Here is a 23,800-nt window from a genome sequence, read left to right as displayed (position 1 = left end):
GTGAAAAAAATCTTTAACACTGTCAAGGCTGTTGCCTCTGACTTCCGCATGCAAGTTCTGATGCTTATGTTCTCTGTTCAATCAGCACATGCTGCTCTGCCAACTACGGCAGATCCCAGCAATGCGCCGACTGACGGTAACTACATCGAACTTATCAAAGGTTACGCTTACGACATCGTTATCGTCTTTGGTTTGGTAATGGGCGTTATGGCCTTTTACGTTGTTGCCAAGAACATGATTGCTGTCTATGGCGAAATTGGATCTGGCAAGAAAACTTGGGGCGATATGGGTATGCACGGCGGCATGGGCGTTTTGCTCTTGGTGTTTGTGATCTACCTACTGACTGAAGCGTCAACGGTAATCTTTACCTAATGGACAATCTCGGTATGCAGGGGAGGGAGATCTCCTTCACTCCGGACAGGCTCATTGCTGAGCCTGTCGTCTTTCGGGGTATGACCGATACCGAGATTGTCTACCTCACCCTTGGTGGCACCGCCTTCTGGATACCAGCTTGTTGCTTAATATTGGCACCAATTGGATTTGCGATGTTCGGTGTTGCTGTGGGGTTTGGGTTGGCACTCCTAACACTGATGATTCTTGGTAAAAAACTAACCACGCTTAAGCGGCGAATGCCTGATGGTTTGCATGTCGTTTACCTGAAAAAAACGCTACAGCGAAAACTGTCGTTTGTGTCCAGGTACTACATAGATACCACCCAAGCATGGGATGTTCGTCGAACCGTCATCGTGACAAAGCCTGAGAGAGTAGAGATTGAAGAATGAGATTGAAAAAAGCACTTGATGGCAGAGATGCACATATCAAGACACTACGCTATGTGATAGTTGGTCTCGCGATAATTTGTGCCTTTTCATTCTGGGGTTGGAAGACGGCCCCTGAGCATATAAAGGTGGATATTCCACCAGATCTTCGCACTGGGTCTACACGCGGAATCAAAGAGCGCCATCCCTTCAATATCTATGCTTTCGGGCTATACATCTGGCAGCAAATGAATAATTGGCCAGTTGAAGGCCTTAAGGATTATCCAAAGCGAATTGAGAGTTTAGCCTGCTATCTGACACCGCGATTTAAAGCGGAGCTTGAGCGGGACTATGAATTGCGGCTGCGGCGCCATGAGTTAAGCAGAACTAGGGCAATGCAGGAAATGCCGGATCGTCCTTATACAGCCAAGCGCGTTTTTATTGAATCAGCTGATTCATGGATAGCTTATTACGATGTCAGTGTTTCTGAAGATTTCCGAGGAGAAACCGTTAAAGACGTGTTTATTCGCTTCCCAATAAGAATTTCCCGTTGGGATGTAGATCCCGAATGTAATCTTTGGGGTTTGGCCCTAGACGGATTTTATGGTCAGCCTGCTCGGCTTGAAGAGGCAGTTCAGGGTGAGGTTGCAGTTGAAGACCCGCGTGATAAGGAGGGCCTGTAAATGCTGAGAATTATACTTGCGACTATTTCTATAGCGGTATCGATGAGCGCGGTCGCCAAGGAGATTATTCACTACAAGAATGTCCCGGTGTTAATCACTCTGACCGAGGGTGAGGAACGCTCGATTGAGTTTGGTGATCACGTTCAGGTCGGTATGACAAAAGGCCAGCAAGAAGGCGATCTTTTCAGAGTCCAATCTGCACAAGGATTCGTGCATATCCGCCCAAACAAAACTTTCCCCACTCAGCGAATTCAGATTAAGCGTTTGACGGATGGGAGAGTTGTGTTAATCGATTTGATTTCAGAGGCAAAGGATGAGGCATCATTGGCAAACCTTGAGCCCGTGCAAATTTTGCTTGCTGAGGAAAATGTCGCTGGTGGACAAACTATCGCCACGATTGAAGAGGGCAGTACACCATCGAGCGATGCTCCTGTTATAACCCCGGTCGAACTTGTCCGCTTTGCGGCTCAACGGCTGTATGGACCTACGCGCCTTCATAAAGAAGTGCGTGGCATTTCTGATACGCCGCTGGGCGTAGAGTCAAATATTCGGATATTCAAGGGTGAGGCTAAATACAAAACAGTGTCCACGCCGGTCATTGCCTACCGTGGAGGTGCGTACTACCTCGCTGGAATTTATGTGAAGAATACGTCAGCTGAGCGAATTCAACTGGACTATTTGGATCTCAACCTGCCTTTTGATTTTGCAACATTTCAGCATCATACCCTGGAGTCAAATGGCGTCCCCGGTGACGCAACAATGCTTTACCTGGTTAGCAACGAGCCTTTGAAAAACATACTTCAGCCGTGGACGTACTATCACGATGTTCGTGAAGCCGAGCGAGCGCGTCTAGCAGAACTGGAAAAGTAAGGGGATAACCGTGGGCTCAAATATTTTATTAAAAGTTGTTGCGGTTGTGGTTGTTTTCGGACTAATCACAATTGTCGTTGTTTCCAAAGGGCCAAGGAAAACAACCGATTCTGCTACAGCGGGCAGTCTTGTTGCCGTTGAATCTGGGCCTGCTAGCCAATTTAATGGCTTAGACGTTGGCATCATGGGTGAGAAGGAAATTGCGGCAGAGTACGGCGTGGATGTCGATAGCCCTGTCGAAACGATGAGAACTTTGACCAATGAAACTCGCGCTGTACGCAAAGAGAACGAGGTCATTGTCGATGAGAATGGAAAATTGAAGTCTGAAATTGAAAGGCTTCTACGCATGGAAGAGTCAATGAAAAAACGACTTGACCAAAAGGCTGGTAACCTTGAAGTAAAGCAGGAAGAAAAAACAAAGCAATTGGAAGAGTCTGCGAAGGCGACTCGCAACCTGATAACCCAGCTTCAGGAACAGTTGCAAGGGATGTCCAGAAAGGACGACGAGCCAGCGTCCAACAGTCAAACGACGGCCGGAGGATTCATCATTGATGATGCAGGTATCCCGCAGGGACTTGGTTATGACGAAGCGGGAAATACCGTGGATTACGATCAGGTCGTCTGGATTAACCCTGTCGATGCGAACGTTGACCCTCGTGATCCATCGGCTATAAAGCTCCCTAAGTTTTCTGAAGTAATGTCGCCAGTAAGCGACTCGGCCAAGATGCTTCCCGGCAAGAAAAAGCAAGCGAAGGAAGAGCGCCTGATAAAGGCCTATACGATACCAAGCAATGCAACACTCATTGGATCTGTTTCAATGACCGCTCTCTTAGGGCGTATACCGATCGATGGAAAGGTATCCGATCCTTATCCCTTCAAAATAATTGTTGGTGAAGAAAATCTGTCCAGTAATGGCATCAAAATACCGAACGTCACTGGAATAAAAATGACAGGCATCGCCAAAGGCGATTGGACACTTTCCTGCACCAGCGGCCAGATATTCTCAATGACGTTTACGTTCCAGGACGGGACGATTGTGACCATACCTGAACCTGGCACCAAGGCATCGGAGCCACTTGCATGGTTCTCTGATACCAATGGCATTCCGTGTATTACCGGAAAGCGCATTACCAATGCAGTTTCTTTCCTTACGGGCCGAATCGGTTTGTCTGCAGCGTCGTCCTACGCGAAGGCTAGAGCAGATGCTGAATTTACCCGATCCTCCTCAACCGGAGTGAATGGAACCACCTCAAGCAGCACTCTGACTGGTGATGCCAGCACGGTCGCGAAGAATGTGGCTATCGGGGATGGCCTTGATGAAATCACTAACTGGATTGACCGCAGGCAAGCAAATTCTTTTGATGCCATTTATGTACCGCCAGGCACACCTCTGGCAGTGCACATTGTTGAAGAACTAAAAATTGATTATGACCCGGAAGGCAGAAAGGTAAACCATTATGCAGATCTCAACCCGCGTAGCGCCACTCATCTTGATTAGCCTACTTGCCACCGGATGTGCCACGAAAGACAGCATTATTCCGGTGCCTGATCAGGACATGAAAACCGTCTATGATCAGCACATGGGCGCAGTAGGTGAAGGCAAAATACTTGATCGTCGATCTATATTGCGCCGACCGATCATAGAGCCAGATGTCAATCTTAGTAACTATGTTCGTACTGAGAGTACCCAGCTTCGGTCTAGATTTCGTACCTTGCCTAATCCCACCATGTATATGTTTGTAGCTCCTCACCTTTCCGGCGAATCCGGTGTGCCCATACCTGGTTATCTAACCGAATTCAAAATGTGGGAAAAGGATCACTATGCGCTGCCGGGCGAAGTCAGCGATATGGAGCCACTGTATAGCAACGGAGGTCAATAACGTGGGCGCATTCATTTCTAAGGTGGCAGAAGTCTTTAAGCCCGATCAAACCGGCGACTCCGAACCAGATACCCGCGAGCCAGAGCCGGCTGTGGAGCAGAAGCCAAAACAGGAAGAAAAAAAGCCATTAGATGTTGCCGAAGTAAAGAGGATGTACAACCGGCCGTCGTCTTTCATCAATAGGCTGCCGTGGTATGAGTACCAGTCGGACTCAAAAACCTTTTTGTTGGATGATGGAATTTCGGTCGCGGCCGTCTATGACATTATTCCTATCGCTTCTGAGGGCCGCTCGTACAACTGGCTGCAAGATCAACGAGATCTGGTACAAAACGCGATACAGGACTCGTTTGAAGAGCATAGTGGCAGTCCGTGGATAATCCAGCAATATGCGTATGACGATGATGACTTCCGAGACTTTATTGAGGTCTTGCGTAAATACCCCGATCAGAGCTGCATCGATTCAGGATACACCAAAGAATATCTTCAAAATGTGGAAAAGCACTTAATCTCCATCTCCAAGGAGGGGGGGTTATTTGAGGATAAAGAGGTTCTTGGTGCTAATTGGGGCGGCAAGCTCCGGCGCGTAAAAATGATCTGCTACCGGAGGCTTGAAAAAGGCTGGAAGTCTTATGCGGGCATGACGCCTGAAGAAGAACTCAATGACACGATGCAGAAGATGGAAACCTCATTTGCAGCTGCTGGAATTGGGTTGGTACGAGGAGACCATAGTGGGTTCCAAGATTGGATGCTGGGCTGGTTCAATCCTCGCCCTGAAATGACAAATGGCGACCGCCGTGAATTTAAAAATCTGGTGTCGTTTCCCGACCCAGAAGACCTCCCTGCTGGGGACGACCTAGCGGAATCGTTTTTCTTTGAGCTGCCGAAGTCCGACGCGAAATCGCAAACATGGACTTTCAATGGACTTCCTCACCGATGCGTTCGTGTTAACAAAATCAGGCGGACCCCTAAAATTGGTCAAGTAGCGGGGGAGGTAGCCGGCATGTCGGCATCTGCCGAAAAAGGTGGCCAGGCTAATTGCATGCTGGATCAGCTTCCGGCCGGATCGATAGTCGCTACCACGATCATTGTTACACCTCAGGATGAGATCCAAACCCACGTCAACAGAATCAATGAGAAAGCTAAGGGCGAGTCGGTAGAGGCGGAAGGCACCCGTCAAGCGTGTGAAATTGCTAAGGATTTGATGGGTGGCGGTCATAAACTCTATCGTTCGATGATGTGTGTCTACATCCGAGGCGATGATTTGCGTGATCTGCGGAAAAAGACAAACTCAGTGAGCACCATTCTGCTGACGAATAATCTTTCTCCGGTTCGCGAGGAAGATGAGTCTTTAGGGCTGGACGCGTATCTCTTCAATCTGCCCATGTGCTACGAACCAAAGATGGACAAGAACTTCAAAGCGACACGTCCAGCCTGGTCACAACATCTTGCCAACCTTTCAAGTGTCTTTGGTAGACACCGTGGAACGGGTAACGCGGGTCAGATGTACTTTAACCGGGGCGGGGAGCCACTAACGATCGACCCCTTTAATCAGGATGACCGTAAGAAGAATGCCCACGGCCTTGTGCTTGGTCCAACCGGGGCCGGTAAGTCGGCTTTCTTGACGTCGATGTCATCTCAGATTATGGCCATGCTTAGGCCGCGGCTGTTCATCATTGAAGCTGGCAACTCGTTTGGACTCCTAGCGGATTATTTTGAAACAAGGGGTATGACAGTTAACAAGGTTTCGTTGAAGCCTGGCTCTGGCGTGACGATGCCTCCATTTGCTGATGCCCACCTTTGCCTGTCCAGTGATCGCGACGAACTTCTGGGCTCAGCTATAGGCGGTAATCAGTCTATCGTGGACGAAGAATCTATTCGGGCGCATTTGCCAGGCGATTTTTCATCGTTAAATGATGCTGATCAAAAGAAAGCAAGAAATAAAGCAGCGATGGACGCTTTGGCAGAACAACTTTCTGACGATACAGATATTAATGATGACGAAGAAGATGCCGAACGTGACGTTATGGGGGAGATGGAAATTATCGCTACCCTAATGATCACAGGTGGTGAAGAGGAAGAAGCTCGAAAGCTGACCAGAGCGGACAGGCGGGTCATCCGTGACGCTATTCTAAAAGGTGCTGAAAAGGCGGTCTCCGAGGGACGCAAAACGCTCACCGAAGATATTGCATGGGGGTTTGTCGAACTCTCTAAGTCAGAGGATTTACCTGCATCCCGTCGTCCTCGCGTTTACGACATGGGCGAAGCTCTGCGTATGTTCACCGACGGCTTTGAAGGTGAAGTTTTCAACAGGCCGGGGGTGGCGTGGCCGGATACTGATGTAACCATCGTGGATCTAGGTACGTTTGCTCGTGAAGGCTACGGGGCCCAGCTCGCGATTTCTTATACATCAATCATGATGCGGATAAACAATCTCGCGGAAAAGCACCAACACGATTCGCGGCCAATAGTCATGTTGACCGACGAGGGCCACATCATCACTACAAACCCGCTCTTGGCACCTTTCGTTGTCAAGGTCGTGAAAATGTGGCGGAAGTTGGGTGCATGGTGGTGGGTCGCCACGCAGAACATGGAAGATTTCCCGGCTTCGGCGAAAAAAATGCTCAACATGATTGAGTGGTGGATCTGCTTGGTTATGCCACAAGAGGAAATCGAGGAAATTGCTAGGTTTAAAAGCCTGACGGATGAGCAAAAGTTTTTGATGCTGTCAGCTCGTAAAGAGCCGAAAAAATACACCGAAGGCGTCATCCTTTCTGAGAAAGTCGAGGCACTATTTCGCAGTGTTCCACCCTCTATTTATCTTAGTCTGGCGATGACAGAGAAACACGAAAAAGCTGAGCGTATGGATTACATGCGAAAGTTTGGCATCTCCGAAGTCGAAGCCGCTGAGCATGTTGCCAACATGCTTGATTACTACCGTGGTATCGGTGAAAAGCCGGCAGATCCCAAACCCAGGAAGGCAAAATGAGAATTGTGCTTCTACTGATGATTTCTCTGGTAAGCCTAGACGGGGTTGCAGGCTCTGTAGCCATTTACACCAATGATGCAAATCCTGTTCAACTTGATATTGATCTTCCTGGCGATATTGTTCTCCCTATCCAGAATTTGGATGCCATCACACATGCTAAAGCAGAATTGAACACAGCGGTCTCCGAGTTAGTGAAGCGAGAGCCACCGGGGCCTGCACCTAAGCGGTACAAGAAAGCTTTTTTTGAGCTTTTGAATAGTCCTGCCTGGCGGAGTCATGAAGAGGCCTTAGAAAAAGGCAATGGAATTATCATCAATGCAGTTCAGCAAAGAGTAGAAAAAATTCCTGCGATTATTTTCGATGGGAAATATGTCGTGTATGGCGTTACGTCCCTTAAAGAAGCTGTAGGAATCTATAGCAGAGAGGTGAATCGATGAAAAGCGTAGCTCGCAAATATCTGTTTTACCTTGTTATCGCCATTATGAGCATTTCCTCTAGGGCCTCAGCTGATTCTGGGAATGGTGTAATTAACACCGCTGAAATAACGACTCACACAATGGCTGCAGCTTTGTCGTGCATGGATTGGGAGCTTAAGGGGATCTGTCTTTGGATGTCATGCGCGACGTTTATTTGCACATTCGATGTCTCAACAAAAGTAGAAAACTTTGTCCCTGAACTCACAATGCAAGCTTACAACTATGGCGAAGATGAACCTTGGGGTGAAACGGAGGTTGCCAATGAAGCTCTTCAAGCATCTCCAGACTCTAGCTTTGTAAAAACATTAATATCGGCAGTAGAAGGATTTAATTTATCTGCTTTTAATCTTCATGGCGGATTCACGTCTCCTGGGCACAAGGGTCAACACGCTAACCTACACCATCGTAGTGTAGATGCTTACGGAAACCCTGCTATTACTGCATACATGGTACTCGCGAACTCTCTTTGGGGCCTCGTTTGCTATCCAGATGCAACACCACTTCTTCCATATTATATTTCCAACCTCGATGCTGTTTCATGGCGCTGGGGCATTCCAGAGGTCTTTTATCCGCAAGGATTGGGGTTTGGAATTTATGATTTAGGTTCACCAACAAATAACTATGGACCTATTTATCCAAGAACATCCATGACGACACAGCAGGACACATTCAAGTCTTCAGTTTTGGGTATTTATCGAGTTGCACATATTGTCACACGGCCTTCCCAAGGGCACATATATCGCGAAGTGACAGCACCATCGGGTAAAGGCTATTGGCCACCGGGACCTCTATCAGAATCTGATGAACGTACAGGTGTTTTCCAGATGCTGTACCCAGACGTGGAAAACGACTGCACTAAGTTCCCATATGGCGGCGAGCCTTCTGCCGGAAAAAGAGATACAAAAACACAGTACGTATGGAATTTTTGGCGAAAGCATAAATGCTGCATACGCCGTGGAAAAGAACTGATCTATCACACAGGTTGATGCTTTTATGAATGATAAACCTAGACAACGTAAATCTTTTTCATCTGCTATAGCGGGGATGGTGTTGATGATACTTGCAGCACAATCCTTCGCTCAAAATATCCATAACCCACGCCTAGCCCCTGTTTATCGTGGCCTCTTTGGTGGAGCACTAATCACTGACCCACCAACAGAGATAGAAACAGTTAACTTGTTCGACATGGGGATTTCATGGGATCTCAATGCAGAGTGCGGGAAGTTTGATCCGCAACTGTCGATAAGTAATCAGTTAAACGGCATTACCGACGGATTTCGAAACATGATGGACAACATTATTAGTGCTGCAACTGGGGCTGTATCTAGCCTGCCAGCACTGGCAATACAACGTGTTCACCCCGGACTTTATGACCTCCTGATGCAGGGTATTCTCCAAGGAAAAATTGATTTTGAGTATGCAAAACTAAGCTGTGAAGACATGGCGAACGTAATGATGGGAAACCAGGCATTTCCGTTTGAAAATTACAAGCTCGCTATTAAAACGACGAACTGGTCTAAGGAAATAGCAGCATCAGGTGGAGATGCGGTTCAAGCCAAATCGGATATGGATGACCGTGATCATGGTGACGAAGGAATTGAGTGGGCATGCGGGGCATTTCATGGTGGTGCAGGTCAGCCACCAATCAATGCGCTCACCGATGTAGCCAAGGCTGGTTACAACATACTACATGAGCGGGCCAATGTATGTGACAACGCTGACGTTCCAGTAGATTCAAGTGATATGTATAAATATTGGACGGGGCCAACGCATGCGGTCGATTGGGTGAAGGATGTACTTGGTGAAACGGAGATTCGACTGTGCGATGGCTGCAAGAAACAGCGAAGTAGGCCTGGAAAGGGGCTCAGCTATATGCACGCTGATCTCAAAGAAGCATTAATTTTACGCCTTGAGAACTTGGTGTCCGGCGCCGACACACTTACTTGGCAAAACCTTAATAGAGTATCTGCACCTCCTGCCGTTAAAGTGGATCAAGCAATAATTCTCATGATTCGTAAACGCCAAGTAGAAATGCAGGAACAAATGATCGAAAAGTTAGCTGATGAAATTGCGATGGCAAGGCTCTATGAACAAACGCGATATATGATTCAGATTTTCCGCACGGGCATCAAAGAACCAAACATTAGCGGGGATGATGAAGCACGAAAGGTTGTGCGTAATGCAGTTTCTGATTTGCAAAGTGAATTGGAAAACTTAAAACGGGAAACTGAAATGAAGGAGGATGCCGCTCAGCGCACAATTTACTACTTGCTGGGTAGTGAAGAGAAAGATGCTCAGGACTCTGAGGGAACACGAACACGACGTCCACTTGGCATTGGACCTTTGGGGGCACCTTGATGAGCGATAACCAAACCAGTTTAGTTCAAGTATTTTTTTTGACGCTACTCGGCGTTTTTATTACCGGGTATGCAGTTGTTCTCATTTTCTTTACAGAAAATGGGAATACGACGGTTCCAGCGACAATTATTGAAGATCTCACTATTTTTCGTATTGCACTATATACACTTGTTGTGGCGGTTTGGTGGATCTGGATGGGCAGAAAAATCAAGTCCGCTCGTGACATTAAGGAGATGGGCGAAGCAAGAGACATGGAAATCCAAAGGGCCGAGTATTACCGCACCTTGTGGTGGAAGCTCGCTATTGGGTTGGTGTTATACGAAGTGCTTTTTGCGCAGAAACTTTGGGTGTAATTACCGATGATTGCCAACAATTATATTGAGATTTACACGCTTATTTTTTCTTGGAATATCTATAACGCTATATGGGAGGTTTTGGTAGGAACGGGGCTTGCGTTGATACCCTTTATAGCCTTGGTTGCACAGGCGTTGATGAAGTACAACGAAGTACGAGGCGTACAGGGCACCGTTCAAGCTGTTGAGCGCAAGTTACTGGGCATGATTCTAGTGATGAGTCTTTGCGTGATTCCATTTCCAAATAACGGAGTATCGCTGGCAACGGTTAAGTACACGCTGGAAATTCCTGACTGCCAGGTTAGAGCAGATGCTACGTTGAACACGGAAGGTGATGGCGATAACACGGGAGAGATCCACGACACAACCTTTGCAGGAATGGCCGGGAGCATTGTCCACCAACCAGTTGCTTGGTATGGCGTAAACTACATATCAACTGCTTTGACCCATACAGCTATTAGCTCAATGAGTTGTGCAAACAATTATGAACTTATGCTACTAAGATTATCTGAGGTTAGGATTCAAGACCCTGTAGTACGTGAGCGTATCCAGGATTTTTATGAGGCTTGCTATAAAAAGACATTAGATAGATATAACGAAAATCCGGTTGCGATACCTAACGATGTTTCGCCTTTGGATGACATTGACTGGATCGGGTCAAGAATATTTCTAAATCAAGCGGATGAATATTATCGGCATGAAGAAGCCTATATGAGCAACATGGAACAATATGGATTCACACGGGATGAGGTGAATCGAGACTCTGACGCGGGCGCCGATCCAGTTTCGGGAGCTAATCCTTCATGCCGAGAAATATGGGAAGGCGAGGCGAACGGCGTCAATCCGGCGCTAGGTCTACGAGACGTTATTCTAGACGCGATCCCGGAAGATGAAGTGGGGGACGTTACTCAGGATTGGCAAGATTGGGGGCATTTCGTTGTTACTGAGGGTGCTATAGCCCCGGTGGACTCTGGAGATATGCTCATTAAGATGATCCTTGAGGCAGATGCCTTGAATCTAAACACTTCCACTCAAGTAGATCTTGGCAATGACTTTGACACTGACCGTTCGATGGGGAAGAAAATCCTAGATATGGTTAGTAATACTTTTGGGATGTTTGCTGGGGCAAAACAGTTTTTTGAGATCAATACATTGAAGCAGATGGCCAAAATTGCCGGGCCCATGATCTTAGCAATCGTGCAGATGATAATTGTCTTTGCTGCCCCATTCCTCATGGTTTTGACCGGCTACAAATTTGAGACATTCTTCAGTCTAGCATTGACCTATTTCTCTTTTGAATTCATCAACGTTATCTGGGCAACAGCATTCTGGTTTGACAATCATATCCTAGATATATATTTGTCAAAGTCGCAAGGCCTCGATACTTATACCAACACATTGATTGCACTGATTATATCTGCTGGGAACATCTTCCTAATGCCATTACTGTGGTTAGGTTTGATGGCCTATGCCGGCGGCGGAATGGTGAGAGGGTTGGCTGCAGCTGGTGGTGGTGCAGGTGGTGGAGCCGCGGGCGTTGCAGGTTCAGGTGGGGGAGCGGCTGGCGCTGGACTTGCTAGAGGTGCAAGCAGCGTGTATTCCAAACGGCAGGCAGCGAGAGCTAAAGCAAAAGAATCGAGCTCTGGGGGTGGTAAGAAAAACTAAGACGAAAGGGGCTGTGAGGCCCCTTTTTTATAATTTATCGTAAGATTTACTGACATAAGCCGAGGCGGGCATTTCTTCACCGTGAACGAATGCTTCGGCTTGCTCCGGGTTCCGCCAATCAGCTGCAGTGTATGGGTTGACTTGGATTGTGGTGCCGTTAGCGCGACGGCCGCTGAACATCCATTCTAGGCAAACCTCCCACAAAAAGCTGGCTATACTCACTGCGCCAATCAGTATGAGAGACACGATCTTGAACCACAGTTTACTACCATGCTCTGACTTTTTGACTCGATAGATATGCTCGGCAGAAGGCCTCAATCCTTTGTATAGCAAAGACACCGCTACTACGCTAAACACAAATGAGCATGCAAGATTAAGAAATGACGTATTTGGCTGGTAGGTCTGAATGATATTGTAGCCTGCGGAGGCAGCCGCCAGCATGCCTGCGCCTGTCGAGGTTTTTTCATCGGCGCTCATCGAGCGTTTGATCTTCAAGGTGATGTTCATTTTTTGCTCACCGTCTTAGTTCTTTGAAGGGCCAGCGATTTTCTGAGTTATCCACAACCTTGACCACGTTATCCGTGGATAAGTGACCCTTTTATGACAGGGATAATGGCCAGCCAATTGCCTAAATACCTCAAAATCCAGACTGTACTCCTTTTTTGCTAATTACCGCAAATGCGGGTTTACTGGGCTATGGCGCCCGGTCTAAATCATATTTCTCGCCGTACTCTGCTACAGCCTCAGCGCACCCAGATGCTCCATAGTTACTGTATAGCGCGTCTTCAGTCGCACCAATGTCTTCAAGAGTGAGCTGGTAAGTCTTGATCATCTCAGCTTCAAATCCCGCAAACCACATAATGCGTCTCATGGCGTCATTCCAGACGGACTGCGGTAGAAAGATCGTGTCCTGACTTTCGCCCAAGTGTTGCATCAATGCGGGAATGATCTCCACATCAAAGCAAAGCTCAGTTTCCCAGCTCCCATTCCCGATTATTTCGGCATACGCGATTGCAAGTTTCTTCGCGCAGTCGTTGATAATATCAAACCGTAGTTGGCCTATGCCCACGCGATGCTGGTGCTCTGTGAATAACGGATAATTTTCATCATCAAGCGCGGTCATCATACAAACTGCGGTCTCAACATCATCGTAGGTAAATGTTTCAGCATGCATTTTCTGTTTTCCTTCTGAATTAGGTTGTTGTATTCACTATCTCATTAAAGTGAAATCCAGCAACTCCGATCCCGAATATTTTTAAATGTGGCCACTTACCCTGCGCTCATGGTGAAACTGCATCTCTCAGAGACGTGGATTCAACGTCCAACCAGGACCGATATTGCGCATCATACTTCTCGCTAATCACACAAACAGCCTCTTCACACGGATCAATCGCGTCTAGCAAGTGCTTCGGTAGCATCTTGCGAACGGCCGACAAGTGCATGTGCTTTAGGGATTCAGGTAGCGGCATGGGCAACAGCTTAACAACGGAAATGTAGCCTACCTGCTTAAGTGATTCTGGCTTAACCCACATCTTCGCCACGGTGGGATAGCGCTGTATTAGTCGTCCTACAGCGCAAAGCGCCTTATCTTCAAAGTGAAGGAGGTTGCAAGCTCCATATTTATTGCCTTCGTAATAAACCTCTATAAGTCCACCTGAGAGCAAAGACCTATCAGAAACAATCGCTGTACCCTTGAGAAGCCTGCAGAATGGCTCTGCTTGATGATTGCGCGGGATAAATACACCGATGGGCCTGTGTGCCAATCGTGCTTGTAACCTATCTATATACGGTGCTGTCGTCATGGTCTGGCTCCTACGGGTAATTATGACACCTCAACACGAGGTCAATTACAGATTCCCATAGAAGTCCAAACCAGCAAGAGGTGCGGTCGCTAGAAATCACCAGAAACAGCGAGCCAGGGTCTTCCTGCCCAAACATGGTTATTGGCTTTCTGCCTAATGATTAAAGATTGTTGGATCATATTGATAACATCCTCTTCACCGCCGAATACGTAGCCCATTCGTTTTGTCGAGAAATAGTCGTATTCAATAGGATCTGCTCCAACTGGAGCCTGCTGGTATTCCTCAATTGACCACGAATACCCTCGAACTCCTCTGCTAGCTAAATCCTGCAGCGTTATTGGATCGGCCACCATGTAGAGCTTCGACATTAATTTGGAAAACTCTGTGCCGTTTGGAATGGTGTTCGATCTGGCTAGGCCATCGTCGAAGAAGTACGCCATTTTTGGCACGTAGTCAGAAATCATGGTCGATACTGGTCCGATATAATCGCAGGACCAAGTTTCTTGTGAAGTGTCCACGTTGTTTGCATGACTTTGTGAAATAACAATCACAACTTCGGTTCCATTGGAGAATAAATCTATCGGCTGGGTATTTACTTCACTGCGTATTCCAGTGGTGAATACAAGAAAGTCAGTGTATGTGTTGGAGCTCATACCGTCCTCCAATCCACGATGAATGTATCAGTACGTTTTATCATGAGATCACCTTTTTACCCGTTTAATTTATTCTGGAAAGTTTCCAGTAAATTCAGGCTCTCATGCTTTATAAAACTAGCAAGTCAGCAAAGTTGATATTTAGATAAAAATATTTTTATTTATTTTATTTTGTTGTATTAAGGCGCGAAATTAGTCAAATCTCGACAGCGAAAAGGAAGCCGGAAAACCCTCAATGCCTTTTGGCTGGTCAGCCCACACGAATTGATCAACTAATGGATATTCAAAATCCGACTGATAACCAAATGAGCAACATAAAGACATTGTGGGCGAGCTTACGCGGCTAATGTAAATCCTAGAAGTTTTAGAGTAGAGGTTCCGAGCTGAATGTTTGAAAGAAAGCTGCTGGAGGCCACCTCGGGCGACACGGCCATTTCCTCAGCGGCTTCGGCGGCACTCTTGATCCATCCCTTCAGTCTCCCATGCTCTATGCCGAGCCTTTGAATGAAAGATTGATCAAATTTTACGTGCATGTTGCCATTGAAGAAGCATCTAACTTCTGCAAATACCTTGTCCTTGCCAGACGCATGATCGCGATAGTGAAAAACTTTCTTCTTGTTGGACTCCCATTCAAAATCACTGGGGCGCTCTTTCCCCTGCACGTCGAATCCAATATTTCCCGCGATGGTCAAAATATCGAGCAAAAAGAAATGAGCGCGAGAGGAAAGACCATTGTGCTTTGTCCGCTCATAGGAGAAGTCAGAGTTAGAAAGACCACCTACACGCTCAAGCACAACGCGATAATCTAAGGTGAAGTGGCTGAGGTCATCAGGACGGTTACAATACCGCCATTTCTCGTCACCGAATGTCCGTTTATTCGACTTGTAGTTGATGACGTTAGCCTTCTCTACCATGCGCTCAAAGACCTCGATCAACTGTTGATCCATATAGTTATTACAGTTCTTCAATGCCCAGCCTAGAATTGCATAGGCATTTGATGCATTGAAATCGACATCTATCCTGGACATCAGCTTATGGAGCATCGCTTCACGAGAGTCGGTGGTGAGTCGGTCGGTAATCTTTTGCAACCGGTCGAAAAGCTCTTGCCAGTACCCCTGCTTACAGCCTTTTATTTTGGTGTAAAGACCAGCGCGTATGTCTTTAAAGTTCACGCCGAGCTCTCTCAGCAACTCCGGGTCCATTGTCTCAAGGGCTTTGTAGTTGCTAATGAGCTTGTCCATATCGCGGTTATACAGCTTTACCAGCACGGCGACCATATCCGAACCCGAAACCAACTCCTTATTGACATCGCTCGCAGTCGGCCCGCGAGGAGTTGGGCGGTCTGGGTCAAACTCATTGGATGCAGGAGCTTGAATTTTGAAGTGAGTATCAAACCATAGTTCGAATGGATCTGTCGCAGACTTACAATCATTAGCCCATCTCCTGTGTTTGCCCCGGAACTCCACGCGAATAATGTCTACTTTTGCCCGAGCCTTACGCTCTGCCTGTGAAAAATCAAAGCTGTCGATTACGGTAGTCTCTGCCTTGCGTAGCTCAATCGCCTGAGCAATTCGAGCGTCGGACTCCCATCGTCGAGGAAGGATCAGGTAAACTAGACCCGAACGAGTCTCCATCAACAGTTTTTCAGTCCAGCGCACATAATCACTGTAAGGCGGATTGCTGAAAGTGACTGCTATCTCTTTGTCACAAAGCGTTTGCTCATAGAAATCGGCGCCAACGATATAGATTGACGGGTCCAGTGCATTGATTAGCGGCCGCGATTTTTCAATAGCGTACATTTTCCCGCGAGTGACCAAGCTTTTAGAGCCATCGCGGTTTTCCTCTTCCCCCTTTGCCAGATATTCCAGTGTTCGGCCATCCCCAGCGCCACAGTCAAGAATAGAGAACCTGTCTGGTAGGTCATTTTCTATAATTAGGGCATCCATATCTGACCTAATTCGCGCCAACATAGCGTCTGTAGTCGGGTACCATTCTTCATCTTGGCCATAATCCTTTAGTTGCTGGACGAGGGCGCGGGTCGTTGCGGGGGTGGCTGTCATGAGTGTATATCCTGTGTTTGTAGTAGATATTTGCTTTCGCTTACATCCAAACTCTCACGGAATCTCAATCCAGCAAGTGGCAAAATATTGATAATTTTCGGGGGTAGCTGGATAGCAATATTGCGTTAAATTGGAAAAGTAGATATGTCGATTATTGATATTCGAGGGAATGTAAAAAATGGGAAAAATCATTCAATTCGCGCTATTAGCCGTAGTTCTGCTTGGACACGGATTATCGTTGGCGGCACCAACTAATTTTGAGCAAGCGAAAGTAGCCGGCAAAACCTATGTCTATTTTGATCGTGCAGATGATGGCGACTTTTACTGTGGCTGCGACTGGCAGTGGGTTGGCCGATCTGGCGGACGCACTGAACTGTCTAGCTGCGGTTATGTGACGCGCGCACAAGAAAAAAGAGCAGCACGGACTGAATGGGAACACGCCCTGTACGCATAAAAAGTGAAAGATTTAATTATAAATAAATATAAATCAATAAGTTATATATCTTAATAGTTACTACCCCGAATAATTTTAGTTATTAGGACAGAAAGTGAGAGAAAATTGGCTTTAAAGAAAAAAAATAATGATGTGAATAATTACAACTAGCATCTGGTTCATTTAAAACTTAACTATTTGAAATATATACAAATAATTCTAGTTCCAGATAGTGATCCAGCATTTTTCATCCCACTGCTTATAGTAGGCTTAATAATGATAAATATACTTATATATAAGTATATTATTGTATTTATTAGTATGTACCAGTGTTTGTACCAGTAGAATTTATAACGTACCAGTTGCACTGCACCGGTAAATTTTCGCGGTACCCTCTGGTCCCCCTACCTGGTTCGCTGCTACCCACCCTCAACCCCGCGAATTACGGGTATTTTTCTCATCTTGTACCAGCAACACGCCACGTACCAGTACCACCTTTTTGTCTGCCGGTTCAGTTTTCTTAGGCATCCAATTGGACGATATAAACCTTGTCCTTGCGGGACGCTATAAATAAGGTATAGTAGTTCACATAGTAATTTGCACCCCGGTTTACATGGTATGTATATATGGCATTTGTAGAACTAGAGGCATATGCTAATCACCAGGCCGAAAACAGGGTAGATGGAACAATGGCTGAGTTTTTAGATGAGCTGCCTCCGCTCACCAAAAAGCAGGAGGGCGTAATGCGGTACTTGGCTACGTTTTGGTCGAAGAACAGGCATATGCCTACTCAAAAGCAAATTGGTGAAGCAATGGGAGTTCAGGCGGCCGCAGCCCAGGGCTATGTAGAAGCCTTGGCAAAAAAAGGATACGTAATGAGGATTGCCGGAAGGCGTCGGAATTTAAGGTTTACTAGCGCGGGTGTTGAAAAACTAACACTCATCGGCGCTCCCCTGGAACAGCGAGATCTGTTTGAAGGAAACGATTGATTAAACACTGGTAGAAGCGAAAACGGCCCGCGTGGTGGAACACGCGGGCCGCTATAAAGACATCTGATTTTAGCCGACCAGATGTCCAGTATTTTCGCCTCACCCAACTGCCCTGTCAACCATGACAGGTATGGGGATGATGATATGGACAATAACTTTGGGCCTGCAACCCATCCAAACGCTGCTGAATACCGCCTTCAAGAAGGCGGTGATCAAAGACAGTATCTTGCAGATCAAGCTTTGATCGATGATCTTCCAGCTTCGTTTCATGAGGCTCTGGATGAAAGCATCCGCAGATTTCAAGCTCAGGGTGGTTCATTTGCGGGTGTATTAAGTCGCCTCGGTTTATCTACCCACACCGCCTACTCTTGGCGCAATGGAAAGGCCACTCCACGGGTTGTTTCTTGCCCATCTGTTAGAGGACTAGAGGAAGAACTCGGTGTGCCTTCAGGATCATTAACGGGCCGCCTTGGTTTTCGTTTGCGCATTCCTGATGAAGATATTCCCGAAGACTTTCATGCTGCGCTTGATATGCTGGCTAAAAACTGGCGCGCAATTACAGGACTGGGGTTTTCTGACCTGGCCACCTCTTGCGGCACAGATACAGAGAGGCTCTATAAGTGGAGGTCTGGCCAAGGTAAACCTGGAATAAAGGCTCTCCCCATTATATCTAGCCTAGAAGAGGCGCTGGATTCCCCGCATGGAACCTTATTAAAACGCCTTGGATTCAAAGTTGATGATGGGCTAGATCATCTGCCGGACGATTTTGGTAAAGCCCTTACTGAGCTTATCGATAGATACCGTATTGCCACGGGCAATTCACAGCGCGATTTATGTGAAGCCATCGGGACATTCGATGCTGTTTTGCTTCGCTGGCGCAAGGGGTTGAAGCCAGGCGTGCAATCTATTCCGATGCTGACTGACCTTGAAAAAGCCCTTAATGTTCCTCTCGGGACGCTGGTAGGGCGCCTTGGGTATGAGATAACACGGGCAAATGACTACTTACCCGATTCTTTTAGTGGAGCGCTAAACGCTCTGGCTATTCGCTACAAAAGCACAGGAAAAAGCCTTCAGCCATTGGCAGCTTCTCTGGGTATTATGGAAAGCACGCTGTATTCGTGGCGATACGGAAAAGCTGTGCCGTCCGCTGCGAAATACTCAACTGTATGTAATCTTGAGGCTCTGCTGGGGGCTCCTGCCGGAACGCTGGTTGACAGGCTTGACCTTGAATCTAATGAAGCGTCTTCCTGGTCTCACACATTTCGAGATTTGCGAAAGCGATACCTTCTGAGCAAAGGGGGGGTGAGTGCCAGAAAAATACCAGCCGTCAAAAATCGCCTCACAGCGCTCAAGCGGTTCATGGAAAGCTTTGAGGCATCCAAGAGTGACAACGCAGTCGTTTTGCTAGGACCTGGATTTAAAGATCGATTGGAAAACCACCTTGAAATGCTAAGGAATGCAGGTCGAGCACATCAGACAGTTAAGGATCGAGCATCACACCTTAACTTCTGGCATGACTTATACCGGGACACCGTCATTGGTGATGGTTTGCCGGAGAGTTTCTCTGAGGCTCTTCGGGCGCTTCTTATTAAACGATCCAGAGAGGGTGTTACACAAGAAGAGATAGGGCGGAGAGTTGGTGTTAGCCCCGCCACATTTGGAGGCTGGTGCAAGGGGGTAGCGGCCTCTCTTCGAAGCCGACCGAAGATTGCGGTGCTGGAAAAAGAGCTTGGAGTCCAGGAAGGGACTTTAGAGATGAGGCTTCCCAAAAGGCAGGCAAAGAAAAAAGTAGCGGAGAAGAAAAGGGGGTTAGCTACACCCTACCGCAAAAAAGCGCGCGGGTTGCGAGACTACCCGTATGGACTCAGACACTTCCCCCCTACATTGGAGAAAGAGTGGAGTGATCTGAAAAAATATAAAACGGCAGCATTTCTTCCGCCGGGAATTGAGCGGAACACCAGCTGGTCATCGGTTGACTTGAGTCGAGCAGCCCCATCTTCAATAGAGCTGGAGCGCGGCATTTTGGATGACGGGAAGTATTCCGCCTCGGCTGCAATAAGCGGCCAGAACCTTCAGCGATTCTTTGGTTACTTGATTCTTCCAAACGACTGCAGCGAGCCTAAGCTTTGTGGAGAGGGGCTTGCGAAAGAAGACCTTACCCTTTCACTGTTTTCGCGGTTTGATGTGATTCACAGGTTCCTTGAATTCAAGCGCCTTCGGTCTGGCGGGTATAACACTGATACAGAAAATTTTCTTGGCTTTGCTGCAATGCTGCTGGCTAAAGATGTTGGGTTTTTGTGGCAGCACCCCGAGTACGGACAAAAACTTTCCCCATCGCTAAGCCCTGATGAATGGCGAAGTGCGTGTGAAGAGTGCCATAAAGAAATCAGGCGCTTCGAAAAATCTTTGAAAAAGGGCAATCACGTTAAGCAGACACGGGACCCCAAGGACCCCCTTCAAGGGATACTGGCTCGCACACACCCTATGGAGGCGCTGCTTGAACTTATAGAGGGAATGGAGAATTCTCGACCATCAGAGAAGAGAGCCCCAATTAAACTTGCGCTGCACATGCGCGATGAGCTGGTAGTTAAAATGATTACAGCGAACCCCCTGCGCATAAAAATGTTTTCGATTATGACCTGGCGGGAAAACGGCTCCGGAAATCTCTACCAAAACAAAGAAACTGGTGAGTGGCGGCTGAGATTTTCTCCTTCGGACTTTAAGAATGAACATGGTGCAGCTAAAGATCCATACGATATGGGCCTTCCTGAACGCTTGTGGCCCGATATCGAGGACTATCTGAAAAATCACCGCCCCAATCTTGCAGGTGCGGATATCTGCGACTATGTATTCCGTCCCGCGCTAAATGCTAATAGCGAGAAAAATAAAGCGGCCCCCATTATCCCCAAAAGGCTGTCACTCAAAATTGACGAGTGGTCGGCGGCAATTCTTCCTGACTGCCCAGGATTTGGTCCTCACGGAGTGAGGCACATCATTGCTACCGACTATCTTAAAAACAACCCTAATGGATACCAGGTCGTCGCACATATCCTGCATGACAAGCTTGAAACGGTTCTTAAGAACTACGCGCACCTGCAGGTTGCTGATGGCTTTAGGTTCTTTTCAGCCTACCAGAATGGCGTCATTGATAACTACAACAAGAAAAGTGAGGCGGCCTAATGAGCGGCGCAACGATAACGAAGGTACCTGTCAGCCAAATTGCATCATTGCTGGCTGACCGCGCCCTTGATGTCGCGAAACACTTACTACCCAATGGCAAGCAAGATGGCGTGGAGTGGGTTGCTGGAAACATTCATGGGGATGATGGAAATTCATTAAAAGTCCGCATATCAGGAAACAAGGCTGGCGTGTGGTGCGATTTTGCTAATCCGAGAGACAGTGGAGACCTGTTGGAACTGTGGGCGGCGGTTTGCGGGAGCAAAGCGGATGCCATCAAAGAGGCGAAAGAGTATCTCGGAATTAGAGATGGAGAGGTGATATCCCTGCCGATCAAAAAACCGGAGCAACGAACCCCGGCTTTTGCGTCAGAAGTGCTGAGGCCTTTGAACGAAGAGTTCAACGCTAGACTTCATAAGCGACTAATGGAAAGTCCGAGTGCAATCAAGTACCTCCGTGGTCGAGGCTTGTCAGTCGAAACAATACAGCGTTTCAAGCTCGGGCTTTCAACGCCGTACACACCCAAGGACGGTGTTACTCAGGAAAACGCCCTAGTATTCCCAATGACGGGTCGGCGGAACGGCGAGTTTTTCAAAAAGTACGGTTATTACAACATCCCTGGCGTCACCCAGAACCCTGTTGATAAAAATGGCTGGATGAAAGGAAGTCCTCAGTGCTACTACGCTGATGCCGTCTATAGCCAGCGCTATATGTTTGTCTGCGAAGGCATTAAGGATGTGTGGCGGCATCGCTAGGCATTGGAAGAAGCTGGAATTCTCGGCGATTACCTGATTGTGAGCTCCACTCACGGATCTGGAATTCCTCAGGAATGGAAGGGTCCAGAGTTCTGGTCTCGCTGGGAGGCTGTCTTGTTGGGGCATGACAATGACGAGGCAGGCGATGCTATGGCTGAGCGGATTGCACTGCTCGCTGGTAGAGAGCTTCATCGGGTCAAGGTGCCCGATTCTCTCGGCAAGGACTGGACTGACTTCTGGCAAAACGGTGGAGATGTCCATCTTTTCAATCAGCAGGTCAATAACGCCACTGTCGTCTCCGTCCAAGTTAAGAACAGCAACGGCTCGCCAGAGCAGTTTGGTCGGGTTAGCTACGACCCTGTTGATATCAACGGCGCTTACCACGGCGGTCACCTCTACTACATCGCGCAGGTCATGATGCGAGAGCAAGGTATCGATGAAAGAGGTCAGTTGGTACCACTGGAGCGCCTGGAAACGCTTGTTGTGCGCTCTGACGGGACAACGCATAGCTATTACAAGTCCCCTGCTCCAAAAGGTACGCCCGACTCCCAGCGTGTTCTGCGCCTGACAGATGGGACTCTGATATCAAAAGAGCCAAAACCCAATCAGTATTCAACCTGGAGCTGGCAGTCGATCAGCAAATACGTGGATGGAAAGGCCAAAGTTAGATCAATTGCCGAGATCGTGGGCGATGTAGTCGATCTTCTAAAGGCATCCGTCTGGCTGCCATACGAAGAGGATTACGCCGTTCTGGCCTTCACGGTACCTGTCACGTTCTTGCAGTCTGTTTTTGAGTCTGTACCTCTGATCCTGCTGAATGGCCCCGCTGCGTCCGGTAAGACGGCGACCGGTATTAGCATGTCCAAGCTCTGCGCGAACGGTAACGTCATTGGGCAGGTTTCTGCTGCCACAGCAGCCCGACACATCGATGAGTGTCGAGGATTCGTCGTGATGGACGATTTGGAGGCTATCAGCGCCAAAGGCGGCAAGGATGCGCAGTTCAGCGAGCTAGTACAGGCGCTGAAGGTTTCTTACAACAAGTACTCCGGCGTGAAGGTATGGACCGACGTTAAGACAATGAAAACTGAGCGCCTGAATTTTTATGGCGTGAAGATGATCAACAACACGCTGGGTGCTGATGACATTCTGGGCTCTCGGATGATTCGAGTTCAGACTCGCTCGATTCCAGAGGGCTTTCAGTCTGAACACCTGCGTGACCTGACCGCAGAAGATGAGCAGAAAATGGCCGCGCTGCGCAACGAGCTTCACACTTGGGCGTTTATGAATGTTGATCAGGTTGCCGAGGTCTATAGCAAAGAGTTCGCTAACCGATCGAATCGAGCTGCCGAAATAGCCGCACCGCTCCGCGTTTTTGCTCGGCTGGTTGGCGATCCTGCCCTTTCAGGTCAGCTAGAGGCATCTCTTGCTCGGCAGTCGCAAAAAACCATTGAGAGCGATGATCCAATCGATACCCTGAAAGAGGCACTAGAGAACATAGTGGCTCAAGGGTACGACACTGTGACGCTCACTCACATCGGAATGGAGATGCGGAGCCTGCTAGACGCAAACTTTGGGCAAAGCGCCTCGACAGAGATCCCCGAATGGTCTCGCCCAGAGTGGATCGGAAAAGTATTGAGATCCAATGACCTTGCCAAGCACGGCACATCAGGCCGTAAGCGCATCTTTGGAAAGAATCTCCGCCTGGTTGGAATCGCGGATTGGTTCGTTAGCAAGGTTCGCGACAAGTTTCAGCAGGAAGGCGTTGAGATTGAGACTGGCACAAAAGGCCCGGACGACTTTTGTAGAGGGTGCCAGGATTGCCCTTACCGCAACAACGGCTGCGAGATCATGACCGCGCGACTACAGGTCGAGAGTAAATCTAAACGGTAGAAATTTTCTTGC

The 23,800-nt window shown here is 47.8% G+C and carries 22 protein-coding genes; 17 read left to right on the top strand and 5 right to left on the bottom strand.

Annotated features, from left to right (window positions below; translation table 11 throughout):
* From C0068_RS16615 to C0068_RS16560, 12 genes are read left to right on the top strand one after another with little or no spacing between them, the layout of a single operon-like run.
* Window positions 1-372 carry a TIGR03745 family integrating conjugative element membrane protein gene (locus tag C0068_RS16615; RefSeq protein WP_103685604.1) on the top strand — a complete coding sequence of 124 codons (372 nt, stop codon included), beginning with the start codon at window positions 1-3 and terminating at the stop codon, window positions 370-372.
* Window positions 372-782 carry a TIGR03750 family conjugal transfer protein gene (locus C0068_RS16610; protein ID WP_103685603.1) on the top strand — a complete coding sequence of 137 codons (411 nt, stop codon included), beginning with the start codon at window positions 372-374 and terminating at the stop codon, window positions 780-782. Before C0068_RS16615 ends, C0068_RS16610 begins: the two co-directional genes overlap by 1 nt.
* A complete protein-coding gene (locus tag C0068_RS16605) occupies window positions 779-1,441 on the top strand; it encodes a PFL_4703 family integrating conjugative element protein (protein ID WP_103685602.1) in 663 nt (220 codons plus the stop codon). The genes C0068_RS16610 and C0068_RS16605 overlap by 4 nt, the downstream gene beginning before the upstream one ends.
* Entirely contained in the window at window positions 1,442-2,311 is an 870-nt protein-coding gene (locus C0068_RS16600) for a TIGR03749 family integrating conjugative element protein (RefSeq protein ID WP_103685601.1), read from the top strand. It abuts the gene before it with no gap.
* A 10-nt stretch (window positions 2,312-2,321) separates the two neighbouring features.
* Complete coding sequence (locus C0068_RS16595) at window positions 2,322-3,809, top strand: TIGR03752 family integrating conjugative element protein (protein ID WP_103685600.1); 1,488 nt, start codon at window positions 2,322-2,324, stop codon at window positions 3,807-3,809.
* A complete protein-coding gene (locus tag C0068_RS16590) occupies window positions 3,769-4,191 on the top strand; it encodes a TIGR03751 family conjugal transfer lipoprotein (protein WP_103685599.1) in 423 nt (140 codons plus the stop codon). The genes C0068_RS16595 and C0068_RS16590 overlap by 41 nt, the downstream gene beginning before the upstream one ends.
* Before the next feature lies 1 nt (window position 4,192).
* Window positions 4,193-7,177 (top strand): conjugative transfer ATPase, encoded by a 2,985-nt coding sequence (locus C0068_RS16585; protein WP_233208849.1) that lies wholly within the window; start codon window positions 4,193-4,195, stop codon window positions 7,175-7,177.
* The gene (locus C0068_RS16580) at window positions 7,174-7,614 is read left to right on the top strand and encodes a DUF1525 domain-containing protein (RefSeq protein WP_103685597.1); all 441 of its coding nucleotides are present in this window, start codon (window positions 7,174-7,176) and stop codon (window positions 7,612-7,614) included. The genes C0068_RS16585 and C0068_RS16580 overlap by 4 nt, the downstream gene beginning before the upstream one ends.
* Window positions 7,611-8,639 carry a TIGR03756 family integrating conjugative element protein gene (locus C0068_RS16575; protein ID WP_103685596.1) on the top strand — a complete coding sequence of 343 codons (1,029 nt, stop codon included), beginning with the start codon at window positions 7,611-7,613 and terminating at the stop codon, window positions 8,637-8,639. Before C0068_RS16580 ends, C0068_RS16575 begins: the two co-directional genes overlap by 4 nt.
* Before the next feature lie 7 nt (window positions 8,640-8,646).
* Window positions 8,647-10,011, top strand: coding sequence for an integrating conjugative element protein (locus C0068_RS16570; RefSeq protein ID WP_233208848.1), 1,365 nt, complete (start codon window positions 8,647-8,649; stop codon window positions 10,009-10,011).
* The gene (locus C0068_RS16565) at window positions 10,011-10,364 is read left to right on the top strand and encodes a hypothetical protein (protein WP_103685595.1); all 354 of its coding nucleotides are present in this window, start codon (window positions 10,011-10,013) and stop codon (window positions 10,362-10,364) included. The genes C0068_RS16570 and C0068_RS16565 overlap by 1 nt, the downstream gene beginning before the upstream one ends.
* Window positions 10,365-10,370: 6 nt before the next feature.
* Window positions 10,371-12,029, top strand: coding sequence for a conjugal transfer protein TraG N-terminal domain-containing protein (locus tag C0068_RS16560; protein WP_103685594.1), 1,659 nt, complete (start codon window positions 10,371-10,373; stop codon window positions 12,027-12,029).
* A 27-nt stretch (window positions 12,030-12,056) separates the two neighbouring features.
* On the opposite strand, the gene C0068_RS16555 is transcribed toward C0068_RS16560, so the two are convergent.
* The 5 genes from C0068_RS16555 to C0068_RS16535 form a co-directional block, all read right to left on the bottom strand.
* Window positions 12,057-12,536 carry a hypothetical protein gene (locus C0068_RS16555; protein ID WP_103685593.1) on the bottom strand — a complete coding sequence of 160 codons (480 nt, stop codon included), beginning with the start codon at window positions 12,534-12,536 and terminating at the stop codon, window positions 12,057-12,059.
* 187 nt (window positions 12,537-12,723) lie between these two features.
* On the bottom strand, window positions 12,724-13,203 hold the full coding sequence (locus tag C0068_RS16550; RefSeq protein WP_103685592.1) for a hypothetical protein: 480 nt from the start codon (window positions 13,201-13,203) through the stop codon (window positions 12,724-12,726).
* Between the two features lie 106 nt (window positions 13,204-13,309).
* Window positions 13,310-13,831, bottom strand: coding sequence for a hypothetical protein (locus tag C0068_RS16545; RefSeq protein ID WP_103685591.1), 522 nt, complete (start codon window positions 13,829-13,831; stop codon window positions 13,310-13,312).
* Between the two features lie 89 nt (window positions 13,832-13,920).
* Window positions 13,921-14,484, bottom strand: coding sequence for a hypothetical protein (locus C0068_RS16540; RefSeq protein WP_103685590.1), 564 nt, complete (start codon window positions 14,482-14,484; stop codon window positions 13,921-13,923).
* Between the two features lie 335 nt (window positions 14,485-14,819).
* Window positions 14,820-16,544 carry a DUF4942 domain-containing protein gene (locus C0068_RS16535; protein ID WP_103685589.1) on the bottom strand — a complete coding sequence of 575 codons (1,725 nt, stop codon included), beginning with the start codon at window positions 16,542-16,544 and terminating at the stop codon, window positions 14,820-14,822.
* 178 nt (window positions 16,545-16,722) lie between these two features.
* On the opposite strand from C0068_RS16535, the gene C0068_RS16530 reads away from it, so the two are divergent.
* The 5 genes from C0068_RS16530 (at window position 16,723) to C0068_RS16510 (ending at window position 23,788) form a co-directional block, all read left to right on the top strand.
* Window positions 16,723-16,998 (top strand): HNH endonuclease family protein, encoded by a 276-nt coding sequence (locus tag C0068_RS16530; protein WP_103685588.1) that lies wholly within the window; start codon window positions 16,723-16,725, stop codon window positions 16,996-16,998.
* Window positions 16,999-17,603: 605 nt separating this feature from the next.
* Entirely contained in the window at window positions 17,604-17,966 is a 363-nt protein-coding gene (locus tag C0068_RS16525) for a LexA family protein (RefSeq protein WP_103685587.1), read from the top strand.
* 144 nt (window positions 17,967-18,110) lie between these two features.
* Complete coding sequence (locus C0068_RS16520; RefSeq protein WP_146047917.1) at window positions 18,111-21,146, top strand: hypothetical protein; 3,036 nt, start codon at window positions 18,111-18,113, stop codon at window positions 21,144-21,146.
* Complete coding sequence (locus tag C0068_RS16515; RefSeq protein WP_103685585.1) at window positions 21,146-21,898, top strand: hypothetical protein; 753 nt, start codon at window positions 21,146-21,148, stop codon at window positions 21,896-21,898. Before C0068_RS16520 ends, C0068_RS16515 begins: the two co-directional genes overlap by 1 nt.
* Window positions 21,899-21,901: 3 nt before the next feature.
* Window positions 21,902-23,788, top strand: a complete 1,887-nt coding sequence (locus C0068_RS16510) for a toprim domain-containing protein (RefSeq protein ID WP_103685584.1) — start codon at window positions 21,902-21,904, stop codon at window positions 23,786-23,788.
* Window positions 23,789-23,800: the final 12 nt, after the last annotated feature.

Source organism: Zhongshania marina (genome assembly GCF_002915595.1).
Taxonomy (GTDB): domain Bacteria; phylum Pseudomonadota; class Gammaproteobacteria; order Pseudomonadales; family Spongiibacteraceae; genus Spongiibacter; species Spongiibacter marinus_B.
Note: the sequence above shows the minus strand (reverse complement) of the source record. Positions and strands in the feature narration are given on the sequence as shown.

Coding starts and splice junctions, on each gene's coding strand:
- C0068_RS16610 (WP_103685603.1), top strand. CDS start 372: ATGGACAATCTCGGTATGCAGGGGAGGGAGATCTCCTTCACTCCGGAC.
- C0068_RS16605 (WP_103685602.1), top strand. CDS start 779: ATGAGATTGAAAAAAGCACTTGATGGCAGAGATGCACATATCAAGACA.
- C0068_RS16600 (WP_103685601.1), top strand. CDS start 1,442: ATGCTGAGAATTATACTTGCGACTATTTCTATAGCGGTATCGATGAGC.
- C0068_RS16590 (WP_103685599.1), top strand. CDS start 3,769: ATGCAGATCTCAACCCGCGTAGCGCCACTCATCTTGATTAGCCTACTT.
- C0068_RS16580 (WP_103685597.1), top strand. CDS start 7,174: ATGAGAATTGTGCTTCTACTGATGATTTCTCTGGTAAGCCTAGACGGG.
- C0068_RS16575 (WP_103685596.1), top strand. CDS start 7,611: ATGAAAAGCGTAGCTCGCAAATATCTGTTTTACCTTGTTATCGCCATT.
- C0068_RS16570 (WP_233208848.1), top strand. CDS start 8,647: ATGAATGATAAACCTAGACAACGTAAATCTTTTTCATCTGCTATAGCG.
- C0068_RS16565 (WP_103685595.1), top strand. CDS start 10,011: ATGAGCGATAACCAAACCAGTTTAGTTCAAGTATTTTTTTTGACGCTA.
- C0068_RS16560 (WP_103685594.1), top strand. CDS start 10,371: ATGATTGCCAACAATTATATTGAGATTTACACGCTTATTTTTTCTTGG.
- C0068_RS16555 (WP_103685593.1), bottom strand. CDS start 12,536: ATGAACATCACCTTGAAGATCAAACGCTCGATGAGCGCCGATGAAAAA.
- C0068_RS16550 (WP_103685592.1), bottom strand. CDS start 13,203: ATGCATGCTGAAACATTTACCTACGATGATGTTGAGACCGCAGTTTGT.
- C0068_RS16545 (WP_103685591.1), bottom strand. CDS start 13,831: ATGACGACAGCACCGTATATAGATAGGTTACAAGCACGATTGGCACAC.
- C0068_RS16540 (WP_103685590.1), bottom strand. CDS start 14,484: ATGAGCTCCAACACATACACTGACTTTCTTGTATTCACCACTGGAATA.
- C0068_RS16535 (WP_103685589.1), bottom strand. CDS start 16,544: ATGACAGCCACCCCCGCAACGACCCGCGCCCTCGTCCAGCAACTAAAG.
- C0068_RS16530 (WP_103685588.1), top strand. CDS start 16,723: ATGGGAAAAATCATTCAATTCGCGCTATTAGCCGTAGTTCTGCTTGGA.
- C0068_RS16525 (WP_103685587.1), top strand. CDS start 17,604: ATGGCATTTGTAGAACTAGAGGCATATGCTAATCACCAGGCCGAAAAC.
- C0068_RS16520 (WP_146047917.1), top strand. CDS start 18,111: ATGGACAATAACTTTGGGCCTGCAACCCATCCAAACGCTGCTGAATAC.
- C0068_RS16515 (WP_103685585.1), top strand. CDS start 21,146: ATGAGCGGCGCAACGATAACGAAGGTACCTGTCAGCCAAATTGCATCA.